A 15,590-nucleotide genomic window follows, 5' to 3' on the forward strand; every position below is an offset into this window, starting at 1 on the left:
TCTGTTCATTCCCTTCACCATTGAAATCATGATCTAAATAGGCAAGCTACTGAATTTAAAAGACCCGCAAGTTAAAACTGCCGGTATGGGCATCAAGTTAATAGTGCTATAAGCGGGATAGTAATCTCCCATATACCCTTGATAATTCCTCCAATTCAATGGCTGCAACTCTTTCATTTACAAGTTTCTGCAGATGTGTATTGTTGGCCTAACGGAAACCTCTCAAATGCTAAAGTCTGAAGACACTGCTTGTTAAAATTTACTATTTACAAAAGCCATTTGTATCTTAGTATAAGTATAAGCTATGAAACTATGGAAGAGTTAAAGAGACACCTTAATCAGCAGTTTCTTTACAATAAATTGAAGAACGTCTTCTGCAATGAAAGCCTCAGCGACTTTGGCTTTTCTCCGGCTATCAAAGACTACTTGAAGAGCAACCTGCAGTCACTGAAGCAAATGAGCGTAAAGGATGAGGAGACGTTAGGTGATTATTTGGCTGATAAAGCAATTGCCTCATTCAGTCAGGCCAACCAGTTCTACCACTTTGATAGCTTTGACAGGGAAAGGTTGAGACGATTGTACAAAGGCTTACTTAGCAGGCTCAGAGGGATACCTGTACCTGTTGAGGATGAAGCGCTAGAGGCAATAGCAAAACAGCACTACCGTAGCTTGCAGAGCTGGCTTAAACAATCAAACCCTTTCGCTAAGCTATTGTATAAAAATTCTGAACCATATCTGGACCAGGAGGTGGTTTGTGCAGAATATACGGCACAAGCTCAACTGGAGCTCCTGAACATTAATCTTGCTGTGTTGCAAGAGCCTGTTCTCGATTTAGGCTGTGGTTCTCAGGCTTTCCTGGTAAAACTGTTGAGATCTATGGGCGTGGAGGCATATGGCATTGATCGCAATGTTACGCCCACTGAATATCTTCTTCAGTCTGACTGGTTTGAGTTTGATCTGGTACCGGAGAGGTGGGGGACCATTATTAGCAACCTGGGTTTCTCGAACCACTTCCAGCACCATCACCTCAGAGCAGGTGGGGATTACACACGCTATGCACGGCGCTTCATGGAAATACTGCAGAGTATGAAAGTAGGAGGGACATTTTATTATGCGCCTGACCTTCCTTTCATCGAGCAATACCTGGATGCGTCTACCTTTGATGTGCAAAAAATAGCTGTGCAGGATACGCCTTACTTTGCTTCTAAAATATTGAAGCTTCAGAAGACCTTTTGAAGATAACTATATGCAATCTGTTCAAGGAAGTATAACCTTTATGATCAAGTACAAATTCTTTTTCCTGATTTGCCTGGCGTTTGTTCAGGCTAGCCTCCAAAATGTTGTTGCCTCAACGGCTTGTATAAGTAATGTGGAGCAGTTCACGGACAGCTCAGTGCTTTACAGCCGCAGGCCTGTTTCTTTCAAAAGCGGTGGGCACACCTTGAAGGGGCAACTTGTAGTGCCCAAGCAGGTGAAATCCAAAGTGCCGGCTATTGTTTTCTGCGTAGGCTCCAGCAGTTCCTCTACAATGGCTCATTATGCGTCCTTTACGGCGGCGCTGCTGGAGCAAAGTCTTCCTATGGACAGCATCGCAATTTTATACTTTGACAAAAGGGGGGTAGGGGAGTCAGAGGGGAGATGGTATACCACAGATTTTGAGGGCAGGGCAGCAGATGCCAAGGCTGCAGCCGATTATTTACTGACTTTACCTTTTATAGACAGCGATAGGATTGCCATAGTTGGTCATAGCCAGGGAGGCTGGATTACACAGGTTTGCCTTTCCAATTATCCAGACACTTTTGTAGGAGGGATTTCGCTGGCAGGACCTACCTTCAATGTGCGGGAGCAGGTACAAAATGACTATGCCAGCATGCTTATGTGCCAGGAGCAACTTGCGGAGGATGCAGCGCGACAAAAAGCGCTGAAGATGGTAAACCGTGATTTTTTCCTGGCCTCACTATTGCCTGTTAAGGAAAACTGGAAGCAGCTAAAAGTTATAAAGGACTTTACGCCAACCTCATATTTGAGGTCTGTAAACCGCCCGCTTTTACTGGTTTTCGGTGAGCATGATGCATTAGTATCTCCCAAACATGCAGTAGCGGCCTTACATGATCTTTTCCCGCAGGGGGTTCCGTCCAACATTCAGCATGTAACCATACAAGGAGCCAACCATTCCTTTAAAATGTCTGATTTCTGCCATAAGGGAACGACAAAAACACTGCCCTATGCAGAGGCTTGCAGAAGCGCCATCCGACATTGGATTCGCTTGCACCTATTTAACTAGGATTGTGACCTTTTATACTAGTGTTAGGTATGAATGTATCGTTCCTTAGAGGTTGGCTTCCGCTTAGCTTATTCTTTGCAAATCTAAATTTGAGTCATGCTGCCTTTGACATAAAAATATAGCCAGCCTATGACTGATAAGCAGGCTGATTGTTTTCAGATGGTTCCAGAATGCTCAGTTCTGTCACCTGTGTAGGAAACTGGTGATTATATGCTTTTATTCAATTTAGCTCCTCTAGCAGTATTTAAATAATCCAACATCTGCCAGCGGTAAAGTTGTAAGGTAAATGCGCAGTCAATATCTTTGCCTCCTTCCAGTATAGGCAGCCACCGCGAAGACCGATGCACACAAAAAAGTAAAAGGAATTAGCCACAAACCCATCCCCATTGAAGGCATAGGTGTTATTCTTTTGTCAGAAGTGGCCTTTGGGTAACAAAGCCTGCAAACAAAGGTCCCGCAATGCAGGTTTGGGAACTAATAGCTGGAGAGATTGAGTCTTTTTGATATTTCTGATGAAGGGAACATACCCCAATGAAGATCGCATGCACGGATCTATCTTCGTGCTGCTTAAACGTTTTGTGGAAAGCACATACGGCCACAGCACTTGGGTAGAGTTGCTGCAGGAGTCTAATGTGGAGCATACAGCATACTTGGTACAGGAGATGTACCCAACGCATGAGATTTTTGCGATCATCAGCAAATTGGGGGAAAAGACGGAACAATCAGTTTTCGAGTTGCTGGAAGGGTATGGGGAGTTTATTGTACCTGACCTGATGATGCTTTACAATAAATATTTGCAACCTGAGTGGCGCACCTACGACATGTTACTAAACACAGAAGAAGCTATGCATGGCGCAGTAAGGCGGGAAGACAGCAGGGCTAATCCTCCTAAACTGCTGGTCATCAAAAAGGGCAGCAGGCAACTTATCATAGAATATTACTCTAAGCGTAGAATGGCTGGAGTAGCCATTGGTATTATAAAAGGAATAGCTAAATATTTCAACGAAAGTGACGTTGTGGATGTGATGCAGCTTACTCCTTCAGATAATGAAAGAGTACAGATAAAAGTAGATTTCCTCGAGTAGGGTAGCTGTTTGTGGCATCCCTGACATCTGCTGATATTTTGACCTGCTTTAACACGATGTTCCCGCGTTTAGCTGCTTCTCATTGGCCTTGGGACACGACCTAATGCAATCTTGGTACTCATGAGTAGCATTAACGGCGGCGCCTGTTTGTAAAGGTTAAGCGGATGGGTGATCAAGAAATAATTGGGGCTGAATTTAGATAATGTTCTGGCACGCTTTTAGCATCTCTAGGGGGGAATATTATAGTTATTAATTTTCTCTAGCTTTGCATGTGCATAGCTTGTATAAAGCAGCTGTTTCTGTAGCAGCGTGACAGCCCCGCAGGGCCAGGTCATCTTCATTTCTGATTCGTGTTGTTGCAGTTGCTGGGGCTCTGGAATTTCAAATCATAAATTTCAGTCCTTTTTGTTTTTTCCCAGCCTTTAAAATTTACATGTCTCAAAAGATAAAATTCATCAACACAAATAAGTCGGAGTTCTTTGCCACTGTACGTAAGCGGGTGGATGCCTACTTCAAGGAAAGTGGGATTTCCAAAAACGGTAACCTACTGATGTGGACCAAGGCTATTTTCTTCTTGGTTGGCTTTTTCAGCCTTTATGCTTTGATCCTTACAGGATGGCTTAACTCTTATGCTATGGTTATTGCGGCTGCAGCTTTAGGTGCTTTCGCTGCGTTTATAGGTTTCAACATTTGCCATGATGCCATACATGGCTCCTTTTCTGGCAGTAGTAAAGCAAACAAGGGGCTTAGCTACTTCTTCTACCTTATTGGTGCAAATCCATACCTGTGGAATATATCACATAATGTTGTACATCATACCTATACCAACATACCGGGACATGATGAGGACATTGAGGTGGCTCCCGGGCTTATCCGCCTGGATGAAAGCGAAAAAGTGAACAGAATCCAACGCTATCAGCACTTGTACGCGTTCTGGCTTTATGGTCTTGCCTCCCTTTCATGGGTGCTACGCAAAGACTATGTTAAGTTCTTCCAGAAGAAGATAGGTCAGCACAGTGCAAAACATCCAAGGAGGGAGTATTTCAACCTTTTCTTCTACAAGATTCTGCATTACTTCGTGTTCATTGGGGTTCCCATGCTGGTCCTAAACCTGGCCTGGTGGCAGGCAGCCATAGGCTTTCTGGTGATGCACCTGGCAGAGGGCATCGTAATGGGTCTAGTGTTTCAACTGGCCCATGTAGTGGAGGGTACCGATTTTCCAGTGCCAACTGAAAAAGGCAACGTGGAAGAGGCCTGGGCTGTCCACCAAATGCGTACAACTGCCAATTTTGCCCCTAAAAGTGCTCTTGCAAGCTTTTTTCTAGGCGGGTTGAACAGGCAGATCGAACACCACCTTTTTCCCAAGGTTTGCCACATTCATTATCCGGCTATTTCTTCTATTGTAAGGCAGACGGCCCTTGAATTTGGTTTGCCGTATCTGGAAAACCCCACTTTCAATTCTGCCCTTAAGTCTCATTACCGGATGCTCCGGACATTAGGAAAAGAGGCATATGCAGTGCAGGAGAGTTCAAGGGGTAAGGTATACCCGGTAGCTGCCTAACGAGAAAGGCTAATGATGCCGTGATCAATAGAGGTTTTGTAACTAGTTTATTGGAAATCGTAAATAATAATGAACGTATATACCTGCAGATATGTAGTAGGTATATAATAACAAACAACATGAATAACGGAACAGTAAAATTCTTTAATGACCTGAAAGGGTTCGGGTTTATCAAAGAAACAAATTCAGATCAGGAGTACTTTGTACACGTATCTGGCCTGGTGCATGAGATACAGGAAAATGACACGGTAACTTTTGACCTGCAAGAAGGAAGAAAAGGACTAAACGCAGTTAACGTAAAACGCGTTTAGTTTTAACATATAAGTCATTAATTGAAAGCCTTACACTATGTAAGGCTTTTTTGTTTTCTACTTAGGCTGACTGCCTCGCATATTGTATCCCTGGGATTGTTTAACAAACTCAATAGATTTGATGTAAACAGTTTATTTGTTTACTGATTTATATATTAGTGATCGCACAATTAAAAATAATATGAACTACAGAAAACTAGGAAAGACAGGATTCAATATTTCAGAAATTTCATTGGGCACCTGGCAGGTAGGAGGCCGCTGGGGGGAACCTTTTGATGAGGCAAACGCAGAGCGTATCATCAATAAAGCCATAGACCAAGGCGTCAATTTTATTGATACAGCTGATGTTTACAGCGATGGAGAAAGCGAGGCAGCTGTAGCGAAAGTGGTAAAAAGCCGAAGCGAAGAAATTTACATCGCTACCAAGTGCGGCAGGCAAATTCAGCCGCATACAAGTGAGGGTTATACACCAGAAAAGCTGATAAGCTATGTAGAAGCCAGTCTTAAAAACATGAAGCTGGAAACGCTGGACCTGGTTCAACTACATTGCCCGCCGACGGAAGTATACAAAAGACCTGAAATCTTTGAAGCCTTTGATAGGCTGAAGGAGCAAGGTAAGATACGTCATCTTGGCGTAAGCGTGGAAATGGTGAACGAAGCGCTGATGGCCATGCAGTATCCGAACGTGACAACGGTGCAGATCATTTACAACATGTTCCGCCTGAAACCAAGCGAGAAGTTTTTTGCCGCTGCGAAAGAAAATGACTGCGGTATTATTGTGCGTGTGCCATTAGCCAGCGGTTTACTCACAGGCAAAATGAGTAAAAGCACCCAGTTTGGTGTAGACGATCACCGCCACTTTAACCGCAACGGCGAAGCCTTTGATAAAGGAGAGACTTTCTCTGGAGTGGATTTTGATTTAGGACTGGAAGCGGTAGAGGAACTGAAGCAGCTGTTTCCTGGCCAAGAGCCTTTGGCGGCATGGGCGCTACGCTGGGTGCTGATGTTCCCAGAAGTAAGTACTGTTATTCCTGGTGCCTCTAGGCCTGAACAGGTTGACTCTAACATCAAAGCTTCGGGGCTGCCTGCACTCTCAGAGGAGCAGATGCAGGGTGTGCAGCAAGTGTATGATAAATACATCAAACCATCGGTGCACCAGCTTTGGTAGAAACAGTTAATTTATTATTTGTCAAAGCCGAATAACTGTGATGATAGAACAGTTGTTCGGCTTTTTCTTCTATCCCACTTGAAGGTATTAGCGGGCCTTATCTGAGAGATAAGCGTGTCGTACAGGCACGAACATTACCCATACAACAATCCATCAACTACGGGTTTTCTTCGCTACTGGATAGGACGGCATTCATTTATAAAGTCCACTGGCAGTGAAATCCAAAGCAGCACAAGATCTAAACTCTACAGTGTTCTCTTCAGAAAGCTGCTAAACATGAAAAAAAGCCCTTGTTACATTTGTATAGAAGCACTCATCAATTATTTTGTATGTAATACTTTGAGTGCCTTACTTTCAGGTGCAACGAAGTTATCAGGTGCTGGTGTTGTTGCCCTACTAAGATGTGTCCCGGTAGGCTAAGGGTTGAGCTTTATGGACCCGAAGAACTTTTCCATGTCCGACACACTTTCCTGGACACTCCCTTCTCGGTACCAGCAATGGAAGGAGTAGAGACTTCTGCCAATTACCAGCATTCTGACGTGGTTTACCGTGGCCTACGACGGAAAGCACTTTGAGTTGTTTCACTTCCGAATTAGCCACATTGTCTGATAATACCTGAAACAGTTACATAATTAACTCAGGGAAACGTACATTCTATTTTATACAAACATACAAGGCAATGAGCGAGGACAAACTACAAGAGCTGGAGCGCAAGGCTTTAGCAGCCGCTCACGAATACTGGGAAGAGTACAAGCACCAAAACGGAAAGCAAGACAACATGCTCAGGTGGGTACGGAACGACGACTCCGGGGAAATGCTGTGCCTCACCAGGGGAGGCTACACCAGCCAGCTTTCATACTTTATCAACAAGCTTGGTTGAGCACTAGCACCTAAGAGCCTTTATTTATGTATATTCGATCGGTCTCCACTAGCACGTAGAGCGGGGGGTGACCTGGCAGTGTTGCCTCAATACGGGTGCCATATGCGGACACGGGAACAAAAGCCCTTAGTTTCGCCTCCTGGGCAGCCAGCTCTTTTAGCAGTGCGTGCGAGGAGGCAGTGTTCCTGTCTGCCTGCTCCTTGTTGTCTGCAAAGCGCCTTAGTGAGTCGAAGTCCAGCTGCTTCTCCTCAGCCAGGGCGGACTCTGTTACTTGAGCTCTTCGACGTACCATGCATGTCTCTTCAATTTCCTCCCTAAGCCCCAATATCCTTTCCAGGCAATAGTAAAACTGGTCCTGTGTCATTATTCATCAGTTAAGTAAGGTTATACATGATGGGGCTGTGTTGTAGCACCAGGTCCTCGATGGTGATCAACCGCACCATCTGCACCAGCGTGGTTCTTACCCCACCCACCACAGCGGACTCCACGGAGGCGTCCAGCATCAGGTAGTGTTCCTCCACTGTGCCCTGTCCCTCAAGCATAATATTGTAGAGCCTGGGCGCTTCCTCCTGGCTGTGCAGCTGTATCGAGCCGCCCAGAAGCATGCCGTCAGTCAACAGCTGCACCGAGGTGTCGTTTACGAAGTAAACACAGTACGCATCGTTCGCGGGCGACCGCCTGTTTATCAGCAGCAGGTCCTGGTTTCCTTTAAAGTTGATCAGTTCAGCCCGACTTGCCTTCCTTCCCAAGGTTCGGGCAAGGTACAGTGCATGGTTACGATAGTTCCTGTCTTTTCTCATGGTCGGAGTTTGAGCAGCGGGACGAATAAAAGCAGGGCAGCCAACCGGCTGATCGGTTCTGGCCATCTGGCCGGTGAGTAGTTCACCTGTATATCAGGTACGTGGTCGGTAATAGTTGGGTAATCAGTTGCTTTGTTTTTTTTCCAAATCAGTAACTGCCCTCTCCTCATCCTTGAGAATAATCAATTAAGCCCCTAAATGTGCCAGGAGAACGCCTGGTATACCTTTACTGAATATAAATGCTTTATTATCAGCTAATTCCAGTTAAGCAGATCGTCTATCCGTATAACTAAGTAGGATAATAGAACATACCTTTTCCTGCCAATATGAAAAACAAGCCCCTATTACTTGTGCTGTTTACCGGAGTGCTGACTTTAGCCTCCACCTATACTTTCGCTCAAACTTCGCAAGAAAGCATGGAGAAAAAGAGCGAGCGGCAGGAAGCACAAGCTGACAAGCAACGCTTGGAAGATGCCTCTGACCTGAGAAAGGACACAAAAGCTGATGCACGGAAAGCCAAGGCGGACGCAAAGGAGGCTAAACGCATCGACAAGGAGGCTGCCTATGCGGCCAAGCATGCCAAGCGCGCTGCCCGCATGGAGGCAAAGGCGCAACGGAACCGAACCGACGCTGATAAGCAAGCCAAAAAGGCTGCGAAGGCATCAGCGAAGTCAAACAGCAATTAATTTCCTTACATACTCTGCCCCCTAACACACTCAGCCATGGAAAATAAATATCCGGAAGGATCTATTGTGTACGCCAAAGTAAACCCCAGCCTGAAGCTGAAGGTAAGGCGATACGTGAAGCGCATCTACTACTGCACCAACCAAGAGCATCCTCAAGAAAAAGAACTTGTATACTTTGAACGGGAGCTCATGTGAAATGAGAAGCTGGTAGTCTGATAGGCTGCAGCAGAGCCAGGTGCATGTAATTCAAAGTGCCATTAGCCTGGCTCTTTTCTATTTGTCTCTCCATGACGAGCCGGTGTGTAACCGATCTGAGCAGGAAGCTGTGCCGCTCAACACCGGGTGCGTCCTTCTGAAAGAGGTCTCACTTCATCAATGCCTTTTAGAATTCATTTACCATTTAAGCATATACGCCATGAATACACTAAACAGAACCATCGTTTTGAACGCATTGATCAAGCATGAGACACTCACCATGAACGACTTTGCCAAGGAAAGCAACCTCGGTGCATCGCCCGGCGGCAAGCACTTGCAACTTCTGGTGGATGAACAGGTCCAAAGCGGACACATTCAGATTCTAAATGGGGTCTCTCCCTGTACCTACTCCATTACGGATGAGGGAATAAAAGAGGGAGCCCGGCTGGCAAAAGCATAGTACAAGAACCTGTTTCCTCAGAGCAGAGTGCTGTAGAGCAAGGCTGTTTGATCCGATATAATACGGGCGCACCCTTTCTCAGAGGAGTCGCAGCCACTGATTCTATCAATGCAACCATTTGCTTCTAAATTAAGTAATTGCAATATAATCATATGTGTAGTACGAATGCTAGCTAATGGCGTGCATGCGCTTGGCCTGCAACCTATTTCCTAATACATGGCAAGATTAAGAATTGGGGTAGTTGACCTGGTGAGCAAAGGTCCGGCCGATACCCTTTGGGCCAGGGCAATGCATGCAAACCTTGCCAGCATCATGCCACAGGTGGTAGCAACTTGGTGTGAGCAGGAAGGACATGAGGTGGTACTGGTCTGTTATACCGGCCAGGAAAACCTGCAAAGGGAGCTGCCGAGGGGACTTGACGTGGTCTTTATCTGCTCCTTTACCCAGGCGGCTTTACTGGCATACGCCCTCAGCAATTACTTTCGCAGCCAAGGCGCCGTGACGGTGCTGGGTGGCCCCCATGCCCGCTGCTACCCGGATGACGCGGTTAAGTACTTCGACTACGTGCTCGGATTCACTCATAAGTCTACCATCGAAGAGGTTCTCCGGGACCGCAGTCCGCAGAAGCCTGTAGGAAAACACCTTTCCGCTGCCCGGCAGCCCGCGCATCTGCCTGGGGTAAAGGAGCGGTGGAAGTTTATTGAGCCAACGCTGAAGAAAGCCCCTTTCCTTAAGTTGGTGCCTATGATCGGGAGCGTTGGCTGCCCTTATACCTGCTCTTTCTGCATTGACGCGACGGTGGACTATCAGCCCATGAACTTTGATGTGGTAAGGGAAGACCTGCAGTTCCTGCTGACCAAGTTCAGGAAGCCTACCGTTGGCTGGCATGATCCAAATTTTGGCGTACGCTTTGATGCCAACATGGAGGCCATCGCCTCTGCGGCCCCCGCAGGGAGCTTTCGCTTCTTTGCCGAGAGCAGCCTTTCCATCCTGACCGAGGAGCACCTGAGGGTGTTGCAGCGTAACGGGTTTGATGCCTTGCTGCCTGGGATAGAATCGTGGTACGAGTTGGGAAACAAATCAAGAACTTCCCGCAAAGTAGGGGAAGAGAAGGTCGCCCGCATCTCTGAGCATGTGAACATGATGTTCCGCTATGTGCCTTATGTACAGACAAACTTTGTGCTGGGGTTGGACAGTGACGAGGGAGACGCGCCCTTCGAACTAACCAAGCGCTTTGTAGACCTGTCTCCTGCGGCTTTCCCAGGCTATTCCCTGCTGAGCGCCTTTGGCGAGGCTGCCCCGCTTAACCTGGAGTACCAGCGCGCGGGCAGGGTGCTGCCTTTCCCTTTTCACTTCCTCAACAACCACCTGGCCATGAATGTAAAACCGAAGAACTACGGCTGGGTGGAGTTCTATGACAGGGTAATAGACCTTACAGCCTACACCTTCTCCAAGAAAGCGATTTACCGCCGTTTCATGGCCACGCCCAGCCGCCCTGCCAAGTGGATGAACCTTATGCGGGCCGTTTCTTCGGAAGGGTATGGCAGACTGCGTTTTTACCGGCAGGTGCGCAAGAACCTAGTAGAGGATACTGCTTTTAGAAAATACTTCGAGGGAGAATCACAGCAACTGCCCCCATTCTACAGGAACATCATTCAGAAGGATTTAGGAGACTGGTGGCAGTGGCTTCCCGAAGGGGCCATAGAGCATGATCCCAATGCGTACCTGCGTAAGCACCACTTCATACAGCTCAACACAAAGGCATAAGGATGACCGGCATGCTGGGGCAGCAAACCCTTACTGCTCCAAAGTATGTACAAACTGTGCCAGGGCACCAGCATGCTTGCCTTTCATGATGCTTAGAACAGAGCCCATCAGCACTTCATCTTTGAGCATACTTGAGTTCAGGTCCATGAGAACACCAAAGCTCCTGGCGTCCTCTTCCCGGATATATGCCCTGAGCTGGTAGTAAAAAGCTAGTGCCTCCTTCTTGTCCACTCTTATGTTCAAATTGCTGTATACTGCTGCTTCCATCTCTTCCTTCCTTTTCACTATCCCTAACCTGTGGCAGTCGCTCTATGACCCGTACCTATACGACAAAGCCACTAAACAATAAGTTCTTGTGTTAAAGTAATCCACTGAATAGTTATACTAAAGGTCTGCCACTGGCATCAGACACTTACATGGATGCACGTTGTTCACCTGTACGGTGGCTGAGCGTTCCGGAGAATCATATTAGTGGAATGCTTCATTGTTTGTAGAATAAATGTGTGGCAGGTAATTTCCGGCTTGTATTCGTGCCCCTGGTATACATCTTTTGCACCTTGTTTCCTGCGTCATCAATAGGTGCTACAAGACCCATGGACCTTTCTTGAGCCTTACCTATAGCACTTGCCTAATGGCACTGTGCCAGTGCGCTTGATGAGTTTCAAAATTATTGAAGAGCAGTTGTATGCAAATTGCATGTACATAAAAAAGCCACTTAGCGATTTTGTTTGTAAGACGCTGATATTAACTATATTGCAAAGAGTCCGGCTTGCGCATCTGCGAAGTCTCCTGTTTATGTAATCTCCATTTGGAAACGGTCCTGTCCCTTTTTGAGAGCAATGCATAAGTACTCATGGGTTATGGTATAAACTAAACGTTTTCTACTCATCTTTAGAATCAAGGCCTATAGTAATCAATGTGCTGCTAAGGCATAAATAGCAGTGGCTGCAATAAAAAAAGCCTTACCGGGGGGTAAGGCTTTTTTGTAATTTATAGCTTGAGACTAAGCGCGTTTTACGTTAACTGCGTTTAGCCCTTTTCGTCCATCCTGCAGGTCAAAAGTTACCGTGTCATTTTCCTGTATCTCATGCACCAGGCCAGATACGTGTACAAAGTACTCCTGATCTGAATTTGTTTCTTTGATAAACCCGAACCCTTTCAGGTCATTAAAGAATTTTACTGTTCCGTTATTCATATTGTGTTTGTTATTATATACCTACTACATATCTGCAGGTATATACGTTCATTATTTTGTTCAATATACGGTAAATTAATTACAAATCACAAATTAAAAGCTTTTCTGACTATAATTCTTAAACTTAGTATTATCTGCCCCTGCCTTAAAGCTGTCTTATCATAAGAGTGTACGGTCATTCTTATCTGGCTTCAAAAGAAAAAGCTACCCAAAAACAGGCAGCTTTTAACTCATGAAGAAACAGGTTGTTCTATTTTTCAGGGATTGCAATCATTTATAACGGTTCTGTTGTAAATGCGCTTTTCCCTGAATTTGTTGTTGGATGGTTTCAGGTTCTTAGCTTCGCTTCAGAGACCGATACTTTATTTGTGCATACTGGGAATTCCCAACCCGGCTAACACGCGGCTTCGTACATTTAAAGCTCCTATAATTCGGTTAACTGGTGTGGGTGCAATTCTGATCAGGGTTGGTATAGCTATTATGCCAGCTTCTTCTGCTTTATCAGGTTCTTTCTGTATATCAATGATGTCAAGCTGATAATTACCGTTTAAATTTTCCCTGCAGATTTTGAGAAGGGTGTCCACAGCCTCAATTGAATTAGGGCTGTGTCCGTTAATATAGAGCTGAAATACATGCATGCTCGTTTTTCTTAATTTTGCTAAAAAGTGCCGGAAATTACTGTGCAGTGGTATACTGGGAACTAATCTCTTCCCGAACTTATGATCATAGGATTACCTGTCAGTATCCCGCTGATGCCATCGAAGTGTCGTCCGATTTTGGCACCATCATCAGTGATAGAAAACCTGCGGATAGATGAATCATGCTTGGAACCACGCATTTTAAGTACAGCTATACTTCGTTGCATTTCACCAGACATTTCTACATAGCGTAGCAGAATAATAGAATCTGTGATGGGAGAAATGTTGCCTTCTGTATCGGATGTGCCGCCTGCCAGCAGAGGAGTATTAGACGTAAACATGCCTGTTATTTCCTGGTGCTTCAGGTAAGATGTAAAGGCGATGATAAACTCCCGGAAGCCTTTGTCAGAGGATGTTCGTGATAAAGCAGACAAGCTGTCAATGGCAATCCTGTCTGGCTTAAAGGCTTTTACAGCTTCCTGTATATTGATAAAATGGTCTTCCAGGGAAGATATCTCCGGGTACAGGCAAATGACTTTTAAAAGTCCTTCTTCTTCCAGTTGCTTAAAATCAATCCCCCAGCTGGCTGCATTACGGTATAGTTGAACACTGCTTTCTTCAAAAGCCATGAGCAGGCAGCGCTCTTTTTTCTCCCGAATGCCATTGATAAAATTGGCCACCAGCAATGTTTTGCCGGCACCAATTGCGCCTGAGATCAGGTTGATAGACCCTTTATAGAATCCGCCGTCTAACATATCATCCAGTTCAGGTATACCCGATGTTACCCGCTCACTAGAAGAGATATGCTTCAGGTTCATGGCCGACAACGGTATGATGACAATGGCATTCTCCTGGTTTATAGTAAACGGATTTTCACCTTTCTCATGATCGCTTCCCCTGAATTTCAGAATCTCGATAGTTCTTCGGCGCTTCTCGTTATATAGCACATTCCGAAGTATGATCACATTATCTGTCAGGAATTCTTCTACCCCAAAGCGCGTGATTTTACCGTATTCTTCTAAACGTTCAGCCGTGATAATAGACGTTGCCCCTAAACGGGACAGCGTAAGGGCAACCTGTATCAATTCCCGACGAATGGTATGCGTTTCTTCGTGAAACTGGGTGAAAATGCTGCCTATAGAATCAATTACTACCCGTTGTGCTTTACATTTCTTTACAGCTCTCTCTAGCCTGATCCTGAAGGCGCTCAAGTCAAAATCGCCGACGGCTACTATAACTTCTTCTTTAGGGGCAGCATCCACAAATATCCACTTCCCTTCTTTTTCCCAGCTATCAATATCCCAGTTAAAGCTCTTCAGGTTTTTGCGGATGTCATCTATTTGCTCTTCAAAGGTGACAAAAACGCCGGGCTGATCGAACAACTGTATACCTAATGCCAGAAATTGCGCGGCAAAAAGTGTTTTTGCGCTTCCAGAGCTGCCTGCTACAAGGGTAGTTCGTCCGAGCGGCAATCCGCCATGAGATATATGATCGAAGGAAGCGTTTCCGGTTTCTAATTTTTCAAGCTGCATAGGTAAACGTAAATGGTTTTGGAAATAGAGATATTGTTCTGGACTTTCAGGTCGAGGAGTCACCATGACAGGAAGTTTAAAATGAGCTTTATGATACATTCAAGAAGACCCAAGGGATTGTATTCAATCCCGTAAATCAAATCACCCAAATCAGGATGATAGTTGTTGGCCTGAAAAAGTCTATCCTAGGTATAGAATCCACTGTCTGAAGTATACTAACCAAGGGACGTACAAAGGTGGGAGCATTGAGGAAAAAAAGCTTTACAAATTTCCTCAAGTCTGTTTCAAATTTTACAGGTTTCCGAGCACATCCTCCCGTTTCTCCTTTATTTGCTTGTATAAAGAAGGAGAGAGGCCTGTTATTTTTTTAAACTGGCTGGATAAATGGGCTGCACTGCTGTAATGTAGGCGGTGTGCAATTTCTGTTAATGTGAGTTCATCATAAAACAGCAGTTCTTTTGCTTTCTCTATTTTATGAATGATGATAAATTGCTGTATGGTGATGCCTTTAACTTCGGAGAATATGTTTGCCAGGTAGTTATAGTTATAACCAAGTTTCTCACTGATGTAAATAGAGTAATTAACTTTCGGCTGTTCTTCCGAAGAGTTGATCATGTCTGTTATCAGCTTCTTTATCTTTTCTATCAGTTTGTTTTTACTGTCATCAAGCAATTCCAGGCCTGCAATATCAAGTTTCACTTTTAGCTCTTCTACTTGAATGTCAGTAATATCTTTGTGCAGATCCACCGTGCCCAGATCAATTACTACATACTCTGATTGTAAGCCAAGACTCGTGAGTTCTTCCTGCACCATTGTTTTGCAACGGTTACTAACCATGTATTTGATAAGTAATTTCATTTGTTTTCGTAAAGTGCATACTCAAATCCGGGAGTATGGTACGGCGCTGCTGCTGGTAAAGTGATTAGAACCTGGTGCGAAGTGATGAGCAATGAGATCAGGGTTTTACAAGGAAATGTAAAACAGGTTCTATGGTATATACTTAAGACATTTGCTCTCTATTTTTAATT

Annotated in this window: 18 protein-coding genes; 11 read left to right on the top strand and 7 right to left on the bottom strand. The window is 45.1% G+C overall.

Going from position 1 to position 15,590, the window contains the following annotated elements; genetic code table 11:
* Positions 1–312: 312 nt before the first annotated feature.
* The 7 genes from PKOR_RS23595 to PKOR_RS15550 all read left to right on the top strand — a co-directional run bounded on the left by PKOR_RS23595 (position 313) and on the right by PKOR_RS15550 (position 7,289).
* Positions 313–1,236 carry a class I SAM-dependent methyltransferase gene (locus tag PKOR_RS23595; protein WP_052738891.1) on the top strand — a complete coding sequence of 308 codons (924 nt, stop codon included), beginning with the start codon at positions 313–315 and terminating at the stop codon, positions 1,234–1,236.
* Positions 1,237–1,276: 40 nt separating this feature from the next.
* Positions 1,277–2,284 carry an alpha/beta hydrolase family protein gene (locus PKOR_RS15525; RefSeq protein ID WP_046311917.1) on the top strand — a complete coding sequence of 336 codons (1,008 nt, stop codon included), beginning with the start codon at positions 1,277–1,279 and terminating at the stop codon, positions 2,282–2,284.
* Positions 2,285–2,796: 512 nt separating this feature from the next.
* Positions 2,797–3,369: a heme NO-binding domain-containing protein gene (locus tag PKOR_RS15530; protein ID WP_046311919.1), complete on the top strand. Its 573-nt coding sequence runs from the start codon at positions 2,797–2,799 to the stop codon at positions 3,367–3,369.
* Positions 3,370–3,802: 433 nt separating this feature from the next.
* Positions 3,803–4,930: a fatty acid desaturase family protein gene (locus PKOR_RS15535; RefSeq protein WP_046311921.1), complete on the top strand. Its 1,128-nt coding sequence runs from the start codon at positions 3,803–3,805 to the stop codon at positions 4,928–4,930.
* A 119-nt stretch (positions 4,931–5,049) separates the two neighbouring features.
* Positions 5,050–5,241: a cold-shock protein gene (locus PKOR_RS15540; RefSeq protein ID WP_046311922.1), complete on the top strand. Its 192-nt coding sequence runs from the start codon at positions 5,050–5,052 to the stop codon at positions 5,239–5,241.
* A gap of 181 nt (positions 5,242–5,422) precedes the next feature.
* Positions 5,423–6,409, top strand: a complete 987-nt coding sequence (locus PKOR_RS15545; protein WP_046311924.1) for an aldo/keto reductase — start codon at positions 5,423–5,425, stop codon at positions 6,407–6,409.
* Positions 6,410–7,088: 679 nt separating this feature from the next.
* Entirely contained in the window at positions 7,089–7,289 is a 201-nt protein-coding gene (locus PKOR_RS15550) for a hypothetical protein (protein ID WP_046311926.1), read from the top strand.
* Positions 7,290–7,299: 10 nt separating this feature from the next.
* Here PKOR_RS15550 and PKOR_RS15555 read toward each other — a convergent pair whose 3' ends face one another.
* Entirely contained in the window at positions 7,300–7,581 is a 282-nt protein-coding gene (locus tag PKOR_RS15555) for a hypothetical protein (RefSeq protein WP_148561707.1), read from the bottom strand.
* 82 nt (positions 7,582–7,663) lie between these two features.
* Positions 7,664–8,155 carry a hypothetical protein gene (locus PKOR_RS15560; RefSeq protein WP_046311931.1) on the bottom strand — a complete coding sequence of 164 codons (492 nt, stop codon included), beginning with the start codon at positions 8,153–8,155 and terminating at the stop codon, positions 7,664–7,666.
* Between the two features lie 260 nt (positions 8,156–8,415).
* On the opposite strand from PKOR_RS15560, the gene PKOR_RS15565 reads away from it, so the two are divergent.
* The 4 genes from PKOR_RS15565 to PKOR_RS15575 all read left to right on the top strand — a co-directional run bounded on the left by PKOR_RS15565 (position 8,416) and on the right by PKOR_RS15575 (position 11,197).
* On the top strand, positions 8,416–8,775 hold the full coding sequence (locus PKOR_RS15565) for a hypothetical protein (RefSeq protein ID WP_046311933.1): 360 nt from the start codon (positions 8,416–8,418) through the stop codon (positions 8,773–8,775).
* A 36-nt stretch (positions 8,776–8,811) separates the two neighbouring features.
* On the top strand, positions 8,812–8,970 hold the full coding sequence (locus tag PKOR_RS25315) for a hypothetical protein (protein WP_200897379.1): 159 nt from the start codon (positions 8,812–8,814) through the stop codon (positions 8,968–8,970).
* A 220-nt stretch (positions 8,971–9,190) separates the two neighbouring features.
* Entirely contained in the window at positions 9,191–9,430 is a 240-nt protein-coding gene (locus tag PKOR_RS24795) for a hypothetical protein (protein ID WP_148561708.1), read from the top strand.
* Between the two features lie 216 nt (positions 9,431–9,646).
* Complete coding sequence (locus tag PKOR_RS15575; RefSeq protein ID WP_046311936.1) at positions 9,647–11,197, top strand: B12-binding domain-containing radical SAM protein; 1,551 nt, start codon at positions 9,647–9,649, stop codon at positions 11,195–11,197.
* 30 nt (positions 11,198–11,227) lie between these two features.
* Here PKOR_RS15575 and PKOR_RS15580 read toward each other — a convergent pair whose 3' ends face one another.
* From PKOR_RS15580 to PKOR_RS15600, 5 genes are all read right to left on the bottom strand, one after another.
* Positions 11,228–11,464 carry a hypothetical protein gene (locus PKOR_RS15580; RefSeq protein WP_046311938.1) on the bottom strand — a complete coding sequence of 79 codons (237 nt, stop codon included), beginning with the start codon at positions 11,462–11,464 and terminating at the stop codon, positions 11,228–11,230.
* Between the two features lie 736 nt (positions 11,465–12,200).
* A complete protein-coding gene (locus PKOR_RS15585; RefSeq protein WP_046311939.1) occupies positions 12,201–12,392 on the bottom strand; it encodes a cold-shock protein in 192 nt (63 codons plus the stop codon).
* 362 nt (positions 12,393–12,754) lie between these two features.
* A complete protein-coding gene (locus PKOR_RS15590) occupies positions 12,755–13,030 on the bottom strand; it encodes a circadian clock KaiB family protein (protein WP_046311941.1) in 276 nt (91 codons plus the stop codon).
* Positions 13,031–13,092: 62 nt separating this feature from the next.
* Entirely contained in the window at positions 13,093–14,562 is a 1,470-nt protein-coding gene (kaiC, locus tag PKOR_RS15595) for a circadian clock protein KaiC (RefSeq protein WP_046311948.1), read from the bottom strand.
* A gap of 291 nt (positions 14,563–14,853) precedes the next feature.
* Positions 14,854–15,420: a helix-turn-helix domain-containing protein gene (locus PKOR_RS15600; protein ID WP_046311949.1), complete on the bottom strand. Its 567-nt coding sequence runs from the start codon at positions 15,418–15,420 to the stop codon at positions 14,854–14,856.
* Between the last annotated feature and the right edge of the window lie 170 nt (positions 15,421–15,590).

The organism is Pontibacter korlensis (genome assembly GCF_000973725.1).
GTDB lineage: Bacteria > Bacteroidota > Bacteroidia > Cytophagales > Hymenobacteraceae > Pontibacter > Pontibacter korlensis.